This window comes from Streptomyces sp. NPDC051684 (genome assembly GCF_044453445.1).
Lineage (GTDB): Bacteria > Actinomycetota > Actinomycetes > Streptomycetales > Streptomycetaceae > Streptomyces.
This window is the reverse complement of sequence record NZ_JBITCS010000022.1, coordinates 52,463-61,340: the sequence shown is the minus strand read 5'-3', so window position 1 is coordinate 61,340 and position 8,878 is coordinate 52,463. Positions and strand designations below refer to the sequence as shown.

Genomic DNA, 8,878 nt, shown 5'->3' with positions numbered 1-8,878 from the left:
GGCAATTCAAGCCCCTGCGGCGATTGAGGCGCGGGGTCCGGGGGCGCGCCCCGCGCCCGGGCGCCCCGGGGGGGGGGGGGGGGGGGGGGGGGGGGGGGGGGGGGGGGGGGGGGGGGGCGGGGGGGGGGGGCCCCCCCCCCCCCCGCCGTACCGCGTCCCGCCGGTCCGGCTCACTCGCCGTCGTTCGCGCGCTCCTTGATCTGCTCCATCAACGCCGCCTGCCGCACCATGTCCTGACGGTGCGTCGCCCGCCGCGCGGGATCGCGCACCGCCTCGTGGAACGTCCGGAAGACGCCCACGAACTGGTCGCAGGCCGGCGCGATCATCTTCGTCTCTACATCCCGCTGCTGGAGGCGCAGCACCGGACGCGCGCTGTGCGAGGGCGTGAACGCCCACTCCAGGACAAGCCGCCCCTCGCTGCCCCACACGTCGTACGTCGAGCGGTAGCTGTGGGAGAGCCCGAACGAGCAGTGCGCTGTGACCCCGGCGTCGTCGCGCAGCAGCGCGGAACCCGAGATGTCCACGCCGAGCCGGTTGTCGTGCGAGAGGCTCGCGCCGACCACCCGCGCGGACGCGCCGAGATGGGCCTGGGCGGCGCGCACCGGATAGCAGCCCACCTCCCACAGCGCACCGCCGCCGAGGTCCGCCTGGTACTTGATGCCGCGCGGGTCGGTGGGCGGAATCCCGAACGCGCCGGTGAAGGAGCGCAGCTCGCCGATGGCCCCGTCCGCGACGAGGGCCAGCGCCTGCTCGTGCTGCGGATGCCGGAGGAACGCGAAGTTCTCCATCACCGCGAGCCCGCGCGCCTCGGCGAGGTCCGTCAACTGCCGTGCCGTGCGCCACGAGGACACCGCGGGCTTCTCGATCAGCACGTGCTTGCCCGCGTCCAGCGCCCGGCGCGCCCACCGCGCGTGCTCGCTGTTGGGCAGCGGGATGTAGACCGCCTCGATCTCCGGCCGCTCAAGCAGCCGTTCGTATCCGACGACCGCCTCGCAGCCGGCCCGGGCGGCGGCCTCCTCGGCCTTCCCGGCCGACCGGCTCGCGACCGCGGCCAGCCGGAAGGGCGATTCCCGTATGGCCGGAATGGCGCGCCGCACCGCGATGTCGGCGCATCCGATGATCCCTATACCGGCTCTCTGCTCGGATTCGAGAACGGACGTCGGTCCTTCGATTTTCACAGGTCCACCCAAACGATATGAGAATGCACATGCCTGAACCGGGACGACCCAAGCCTTGTGAGGCGGTCAGTGGTTGTCAATGCCCGTTCCCGGCCCCGCGTGCGCACGGCCGCCGGGCCTTTTGAACGTGTGTCGGCCGCCGATAAAGTGCGGGCATCGCCCATCGGGCACGAAGTCACTGAGGAGGTGCCACGGTGAAAGGAATAATCCTGGCCGGCGGCAATGGTACGAGGCTCCATCCGATCACGCTGGGCGTCTCGAAACAAATGCTCCCGGTCTACGACAAGCCAATGATTTACTATCCGCTTTCCGCGCTCATGCTGGCCGGAATCACCGAGATCGAGATCATCACGACCCCCGACGACCTGGACATGTTCCGCAGGCTCCTCGGGGACGGTTCCTGGCTCGGGCTCACCCTGACCTACGCCGAACAGGACAAGCCCCGCGGTCTCGCCGACGCGTTCCTGGTCTCCGCCGACCACATCGGCGACGACTCCGTCGCCCTCGTCCTCGGCGACAACATCTTCCACGGCTACGAATTCGGCCCCCTGCTGCAACGCTCCGCGCGGGACATCCAGGGCTGCGTGCTGTTCGGCTACCCGGTGCGCGACCCCGAGCGCTACGGCGTCGGCACGCTCGACGACCAGGGCCGGCTCGTCGACCTGGAGGAGAAACCGGCCAACCCGAAGACCAACATGGCCATCACCGGGCTCTATCTGTACGACAACTCGGTCGTGGACATCGCCCGCGCGCTGCGCCCCTCCGAGCGCGGCGAACTGGAGATCACCGACCTCAACCGCGTCTATCTGGAGCGCGGCGAGGCCCGGCTCGTCCCGCTGGGGCGCGGCTTCGTCTGGCTGGACACCGGCACCCACGACGCCCTCATGGAGGCCGGCGACTACGTGCAGGTCCTGGAGCACCGCCAGGGAGTGCGCATCGCGTGCCTCGAGGAGATCGCCTGGCGCATGGGCTACATCGACCGCGAGGACTGCTACCGCCTCGGCAGTCGGCTCGCCAACTCCTCCTACGGCCGCTACGTCATGGAAATGGCCCAGGCCGGCTGATCCGTGCCCGACGGCACGCACCCCCTCCCACCGGAAGACCGGAAGAAACGGCAGCGCCATGAAATTCCTGTTCACCGTCGGCGGCAGCCAGGCAGCCGTGTTCGGCGTCGCCCCGCTCGCCGCCGCCGCGCGCAACGCGGGGCACGAGATCCTGCTGGCCGCCGACGAACCGCTGATGGCGGCGGCGCAGTCGGTCGGACTGCCCGCGGTCTGCATCACCCCCGAGCGGATGCGCTACGGCCAGGACGCCATGACGGCGTCCGTCCGCCTGGACGCCCTCCTGGAACTGGCCGGGCAATGGACGCCCGACGTGGTGGTCGGCGGCCTCTCGCACGTCCCCCGGGTGCTGGCCGCCCGGCTCGGCGTCCCGTACGTGCGGCACATCTGGCACATCGCCCCGATGGCGCGCCGCGACCGGACGGCCGTCGCCGAACTCCAGCCGGAACTGGCGAGGTTGGGCCTTGCCGAGCTGCCGGACCCGGACCTGTTCATCGACCTCTGCCCGCCCTCGCTGCGCCCCGCGGGAGCGCCCCCGGCCCGGTCCATGCGCTGGACGCCGCGGGTCAGCCAGCGCCGCGTCGAACCGTGGATGTACACGAAGACCGAGGGCAGGCCCCGGGTCCTGATCACCGCCGGGACCCGCAACCTCGTCCTCGACACCCCCGGCAGCTCCTTGCGCGCCCTGGTCGAGGAGTTGTCGGGCGGCGGGGTCGAGGTGCTGGTGGCGGCGCTGCCCGAGGCCGCCGAGCGGTTCGGCGCGGAACTGGGCGACGACGTGCGCATCGGCTGGATCCCGCTCGACGTCGTCGCGCCCACCTGCGACCTCGCGGTCCACCACGGCGGTGCCACCACGGCGATGACGCTCATCAACTCCGGGGTGCCCCAACTGATCATCCCCGACAACGGATACGGCAAGGCCGTCGCCGAGGCCGTACGCGACTTCGGCGCCGCCGAACTCGTCGACCGGCACCGCCCCGAGGCGGGCCGCGACCCGTACAAGGTCACGGTCGAGGCCGCCCGGACGATCCTCGACGACCCGCGCTACGCCGAGCGCACCCGGCTGCTGGCTGCCGAGGCGGCCGCGCTGCCGAGGCCCGACGAAGTCCTGCGCGACATCGAGGCGCTGGCCGCCCGCTGAACCTCCTGGCGCCGCCGGCCCGCCCCGCGGGTCGGCGGCCTCTTCATGCGCCTGTACGTACGGCGGCGCACGCCAACTCGCCCCGGAACCGCCGGAGGAGTGAATCTCCGTGGTTCCGGGGCGAGTTGACGTGCGCCGCCGTACGGGGTCAGCCGGCGGTCAGGGCCTCCAGGCGCGGCACGAGGTCCGCGGGCGTCGGAAGCGTGGCGATCTCCTTGGCGAGGAACTGCGTGCGCTCCGTGTAGCTCGGGTCCTCCAGCAGCTCGCGGCAGGCGGCGGCGATCACCGCGCCCGGCGCCGTGTCCGGCTCCTGGGCCTGCGGCCACAGCGTCTTGCCCGCGCCGAAGCCGCTGATCGCCCCGGCGATGGCCTCACGGTGGTAGTTGGGCGGGAACTCCGGCGGGTTCTCCGGGATGATCAGCTGCGGGACGCCGTTGGCCATCAGGCTGGTGGCGGTGGTCGCCCCACCGTGGTGGACCGCCAGATCGCAGGTCGCCGCCGCCACGTCGATCGGGATCCAGCCCACCCGCGCGTCGCCGAGCTCCTCGCCGAACCGCTCGGCCGCACCCGGCGACGCGGCGATCAGCACCTCGGCGCCGAGCTTGTTCAACTCGCTCACCAGCAGCGGCATCGTCCAGCCCGGGTCACGGAACATCAGGCTGCGGAAGCCGGACGTGATGACGACCCGGCGACGCCCCTCGGGACGCGTGTACATCCACCGCTCCAGGCGGCGCTGCGGGTTGCTCGGGATCCAGCGCATCGGCTGGGCCTCCGGGTCCCCGGCGGGGCGCAGCGAGGGCGGCGTCGAGTCGATCAGGAGGTCGGGCTTCAGCAGCCCGTCCACGCCCAACCGCTCCATCTCCGGCCGCAGTTCGGCCTCGGCGCCCGGGTCGATCCCCGTCAGCGGGATGCCCAGGTACTCCACGTGCCGCACGTACGGCACCTTGAGGTGGGCGGCGAGCAGCATCGCCGCGTAGCTCTGCGAGCTGCCGACGACGACGTCCGGAGTCCAGTCCTTGGCCAGTTCGAGGAGGGACGTGACGCCGGCCAGGCCCATCTGCGCGAAGCCGCGGCCCTGCCCGATCATCTCGTCGTCGCCCAGCTCCCGCGGGAAGCGCAGCCCCTTGCCGGGGTTGGTGATCCGCATGAAGTGCCGGATCGGGTCGACCGTGTAGCAGAACGTCGGCAGGCCGATGGCCTCCGCGGTCTCCACCCAGGGTTCGTGGGCGGCCAGCATGACCTGATGGCCGGCGTTTCGCGCGGCCGTCGCCAGCGGGGCAGTGGCGTAGTAGGTTGCCTGGCTGCCCGTCGTTATGAACAGGATTTTCATGGCACTCCGGATGTCTTTTCGTGAGACGCGGCCAAACGCATTTGCGAACGTCTGCATCGTCTGCGGCGGTGGGTTTTTCTGTCAAACACCCGTAAATGGCAATGCCGTTCAAGCGGGGAATTCGCGCAGTTGAACGTTTGTCCGCGCCGGGGCCGCCCACCATCATGAGTCGCGACGGACCCGGATACCGAAAGTCGGTGGCAGGCATGAATACCCTGATCTACAACGCCCGAATGGCACTGCGCGACGTCATGGAAGTCAACATCTTCAGCCAGGGCAACGACAAGGTCTTTCTGACGGTGTTCCCCGAGCTGGTCTGGGAGGGCTCCGGCGAGCGGCAGCAGGAGAAGGTGGTCCGCAACGTCATCGACCGCCTGCACGACATGGACCTCGACGTCGCCGGCGGTGACGAGGCCGTCCGCACCCTCCTGGACGAAGGCTCGGTCGAAATCATCCGCAAGGCCGCCTGACCGTGATCGCCCGCTACGCGCTCCCGGAGATGGCCGAACTCTTCTCCGACCAGGCCCGGTACGCGACATGGACCGAGGTGGAGGTGCTCGCTTCCGCGGCGCAGACGCGTCTGGGTCTGGTCCCCGAAGCGGCGTACGCCGGCATCCGGCGGGCGCCGGTGCCGGACGCCGCCCGGGTCGCCGAACTGGAACGCGACCGCGACCACGAGATCCTCTCCTTCCTCGCGGCGTTCTGCGAGACCATGCCCGCGGACACCGCCCGCTGGGTGCACCTGGGCATGACGAGCTACGACCTCGTGGACACCGCCCTCGGACACACCCTGGCCCGCGCCTGCGACCTGCTCATCGACACGGCGGTGCGGCTGCGCGCCACCCTCGTGGAGCGGGCCGACGAGCACTGGGACACCGTGTGCATCGGGCGCACCCACGGCATGCACGCCGAGCCCACCACGTTCGGGCACAAGCTCGCCGGGTTCGCCTTCGCCGTCGACCGCTCGATCCGCCGGCTCCGGGACGCCCGCGAGCAGGTGGCGGTCGGCACGATCTCCGGCTCCGTGGGCACCTACGCGCTGATCGACCCGGCCGTCGAGGAGCACGTGTGCGGGGCGCTCGGCCTGGGCGTGGAGCAGGCCCCCAGCCAGGTCGTGGCCCGCGACCGGCACGCGCAGCTCGTCCAGGCCATCGCGACGCTCGGCGCCTGCGTCGAGCAGATCGCCGTGGAGGTGCGACTGCTGTCGCGCACCGAGGTGCGCGAGGTGGAGGAGCCGCGCGGCGCCGGCTACCAGGGGTCCAGCGCGATGCCGCACAAGCGCAACCCGACGACCGGCGAACGCCTTTCGGGCCTGGCCCGGCTGCTGCGCGGCCACGCCGGCGCCATGCTGGAGAACGTCGCTCTGTGGCACGAGCGCGATCTGTCGCACTCCTCGGTCGAACGGGTTGTGCTGCCCGACGCCTTCACCGTCGCGCACTACCAAGTGACGGCCGCCACCAAGCTGATACGCGACATGGCGGTCTTCCCCGAGCGGATGCGCGCCGCGATCGACCACACCGGTGGACTCGCCTACAGTTCAGCGGTCCTCGCCGAGCAACTGCGCTCCGGCGGTGACCGCGAGCGGATCTACCGGACCATCCAGTCCGCCGCGAACGGTGCGGACTTCCGCCGGGAACTCGACGCCGCGGGTTTCGACACGGGCAGCCTGACGCCCCAGCGGTTCCTGTCCCACCACGACGTCATCCACAAGCGATTGGACCAGCTGCGTGAGCAGGATCATTGAGCGTACGGACGGCCGGGACCTCGACCTCGACGAGGTGCTGAAGGTCTACCGGGAGTCGGGCCTCGGCGAGCGCCGGCCCGTCGAGGACACGCGGCGGATGGCCGACATGGTGCGCCACGCCAACCTCGTCGTCACCTGCCGCGTCGACGGCGAACTGGTGGGCATCGCCCGCAGCGTCTCCGACTTCGCCTACGTGACGTACCTCTCCGACATCGCCGTCGACCGCGCCCACCAGCGCTGCGGGATCGGCCGCGAGCTGATCGACGCGACCCGCAAGGAGGCCCCCCAGGCCAAGATCGTGCTGCTGTCCGCGCCCGCCGCGGCCGAGTACTACCCGCACATCGGTTTCACCCGGCACGACTCGGCGTGGGTGCTCAACCCCTGAGCCACCGCTGCCGTCAGTGGTGCATGCCGCTGTGTCCCTCGTGCTGAGCGCCGTCCGCGGGGCCCACCACGAGGGGACGCACCATGTGCTGCTCGTGCTCCAGCATGTGGCAGTGGTGCACGCCCCGGCCCAGCACGGGGAAGCGCACCGCGACGGTGACGAGTTCGCCCGGCGTGCCGTTCGGGCCCGCCGTGATGCGGCCCGCGGTCCCGACCCGGATCACGTCCTTCTCGCCGATCTCGTGCGCCTCGAGCTCCGCCGTCTCCTTGAAGGCGATCGGCCGGGCGGAGCCGCGCACCTTCCGGTCGAAGCCGGTGACGTCGTACAACGCCCGGGACAGCACCTGGAAGTGTGCCAGATGGATGTGCATCGGGTGCGGTGACGCCGCCAGGTTCAGGTACTTCCACACCTCCAGGTCCTGGTGCGCGGCCCGCACGGTGTTCCCGTCGTCGTACGCCATCGCCGTTCTGCGCAGCGTCGTGAGGGCGCCGTGCTCGTCGCGCACCTGCACGATCCCCTCCGCCGGCAGGTCAAGCCCCTGCGCCTCGCTCTCCGCCAGCTCCTCCATCTCCCACAGCTCGGGCATGTTCTGCGTGCCCGGACCCACCAGGGCGATCCAGCGCGGGGGCCGCTCGCGCGGGAGGTCGTCGGTGCCGAGCCGCCGGAACGCGGGCTCGACCGTCTTCGGCAGGGTGAAGCCGGTGTTGGGCCTGCGGTCGGCGACCCGGAACTGCATCACGTCCGGTTCCAGCATGTCGTCGCGCCTGCTGGAGCCGCCGGGGGTGACGCCGTCGATGGTGTTGACCAGCTTGAGCGTGCGGCCGCGGAACTCCCCGAAGTCGACCAGTACGTCGGCGCGTTCGCCGGGGGACAGGTTGAGCGCGCCCTCGACCTGTCGCGGCCGGTCGGTGAGGCCCTGGTCGGTGCCGATCACCTGGAAGGCGCCCCGCACCGGAACCCCGTCGGCGAGCAGCATCAACCGGTAGATCCGCGAGTTGGCGGTGTTGACGACCCGGAACCGGTACCAGCGCGGCCGCACCTCCAGATACGGCCAGACGACGCCGTTGACCAGCGTGTACGGGGCCGCGTGCACCCGCATCAGGCGCTGGGCGCCGACCATCTCCACCTTGTGCACGAGCCGGCCGGCCGGCGCGCCCGAGGCGTCGAGGTCGAAGTTGCGGTCGCTGAGCACCAGCGGCACCTCGTGCTCGCCCGCGGGCAGTCCAAGGTCCCGCTCCCGGCCGCCGCGCGCGAGGAACAGCCCGGCCATGCCCGCGTACACGCTGAAGCGGCTCACGTGGTGGGTGTGGTCGTGGTACCAGAGCGTGGCCGCGTCCCGGTTCGGATAGGCCGACAGCTGCACGTCGCCCGGGGCCAGCAGGTTCTCCATCCAGCCGTCGTTGCCGCCGCCGGTGAGCATGCCGTGCAGATGCACCACCGCCCACGGCCCGAGCCCCGAAACACCCGCCACCTCCTGGCAGCCGGCGGTCCCGGGATAGTTCGTGAGCGGGTCGGGGGAGGGGCCGGTGGCCAGGCCGAAGTCGACGGCCTTGACGGGGATCTCGCCGGTGAGCCCGTTCTCCCAGGCCACCCGGAGCGGGCGGCCCGCCGTCGTCTCGATGGTGGGGCCGGGGTAGGAGCCCTCGTAGGTCCACATCCGCACCCGGGGAAGCTGCGAGTGGACGGTGACGTCGGCCGTGCGCAGACGCACCGTCAACTCGTCGTGCCGGTCGCGCTGTTTGGGGCGCAGGACGGGCGGGACGGGCAGCCGGTCCCGGAACTTGGTCAGGATCAGCTCGGGCGGCGACGGCTCGGGGCCCGCGTCGTAGGAAGCCGCCTCCGGGGAGGTGGCGAGGACCGTGGTGGTGGTCACCACGGCGCCGAGACCGGCGGCGGCGCCACCGCGCAGCAGCGTACGGCGGTCGAGTCCGGGTCTGTCGGGTGTCCGGTCGGAAGCAGTGTCCATGGCGCGAAGTTAGGGACGGCCGCTGCAGAGCGGCTCGAGGTCCGCTCCAGAGCGGGCTCTTCACGGACCGCTC

At 71.4% G+C, this 8,878-nt stretch carries 8 protein-coding genes; 5 read left to right on the top strand and 3 right to left on the bottom strand.

All coding sequences use genetic code 11. From position 1 onward, the window contains the following. Positions 1 to 170 precede the first annotated feature (170 nt). Entirely contained in the window at positions 171 to 1,178 is a 1,008-nt protein-coding gene (locus ACIA8D_RS25550; RefSeq protein ID WP_399235784.1) for a Gfo/Idh/MocA family protein, read from the bottom strand. A gap of 194 nt (positions 1,179 to 1,372) precedes the next feature. Here ACIA8D_RS25550 and rfbA point away from each other — a divergent pair, with 194 nt between their 5' ends. Both rfbA and ACIA8D_RS25540 read left to right on the top strand, forming a co-directional pair. Next, on the top strand, positions 1,373 to 2,242 hold the full coding sequence (gene rfbA / locus ACIA8D_RS25545) for a glucose-1-phosphate thymidylyltransferase RfbA (RefSeq protein ID WP_399235782.1): 870 nt from the start codon (positions 1,373 to 1,375) through the stop codon (positions 2,240 to 2,242). 58 nt (positions 2,243 to 2,300) lie between these two features. Beyond that, positions 2,301 to 3,380 (top strand): glycosyltransferase, encoded by a 1,080-nt coding sequence (locus ACIA8D_RS25540; protein ID WP_399235781.1) that lies wholly within the window; start codon positions 2,301 to 2,303, stop codon positions 3,378 to 3,380. A 148-nt stretch (positions 3,381 to 3,528) separates the two neighbouring features. On the opposite strand, the gene ACIA8D_RS25535 is transcribed toward ACIA8D_RS25540, so the two are convergent. Continuing rightward, entirely contained in the window at positions 3,529 to 4,710 is a 1,182-nt protein-coding gene (locus ACIA8D_RS25535) for a glycosyltransferase (RefSeq protein WP_399235779.1), read from the bottom strand. A gap of 206 nt (positions 4,711 to 4,916) precedes the next feature. On the opposite strand from ACIA8D_RS25535, the gene ACIA8D_RS25530 reads away from it, so the two are divergent. From ACIA8D_RS25530 to ACIA8D_RS25520, 3 genes are read left to right on the top strand one after another with little or no spacing between them, the layout of a single operon-like run. After that, positions 4,917 to 5,180: a hypothetical protein gene (locus ACIA8D_RS25530; protein WP_399235823.1), complete on the top strand. Its 264-nt coding sequence runs from the start codon at positions 4,917 to 4,919 to the stop codon at positions 5,178 to 5,180. 2 nt (positions 5,181 to 5,182) lie between these two features. Next, on the top strand, positions 5,183 to 6,454 hold the full coding sequence (gene purB, locus ACIA8D_RS25525) for an adenylosuccinate lyase (RefSeq protein WP_399235777.1): 1,272 nt from the start codon (positions 5,183 to 5,185) through the stop codon (positions 6,452 to 6,454). Beyond that, complete coding sequence (locus tag ACIA8D_RS25520; protein ID WP_399235775.1) at positions 6,438 to 6,839, top strand: GNAT family N-acetyltransferase; 402 nt, start codon at positions 6,438 to 6,440, stop codon at positions 6,837 to 6,839. The genes purB and ACIA8D_RS25520 overlap by 17 nt, the downstream gene beginning before the upstream one ends. 13 nt (positions 6,840 to 6,852) lie before the next feature. Here ACIA8D_RS25520 and ACIA8D_RS25515 read toward each other — a convergent pair whose 3' ends face one another. Next, positions 6,853 to 8,805: a multicopper oxidase family protein gene (locus ACIA8D_RS25515; RefSeq protein ID WP_399235773.1), complete on the bottom strand. Its 1,953-nt coding sequence runs from the start codon at positions 8,803 to 8,805 to the stop codon at positions 6,853 to 6,855. Between the last annotated feature and the right edge of the window lie 73 nt (positions 8,806 to 8,878).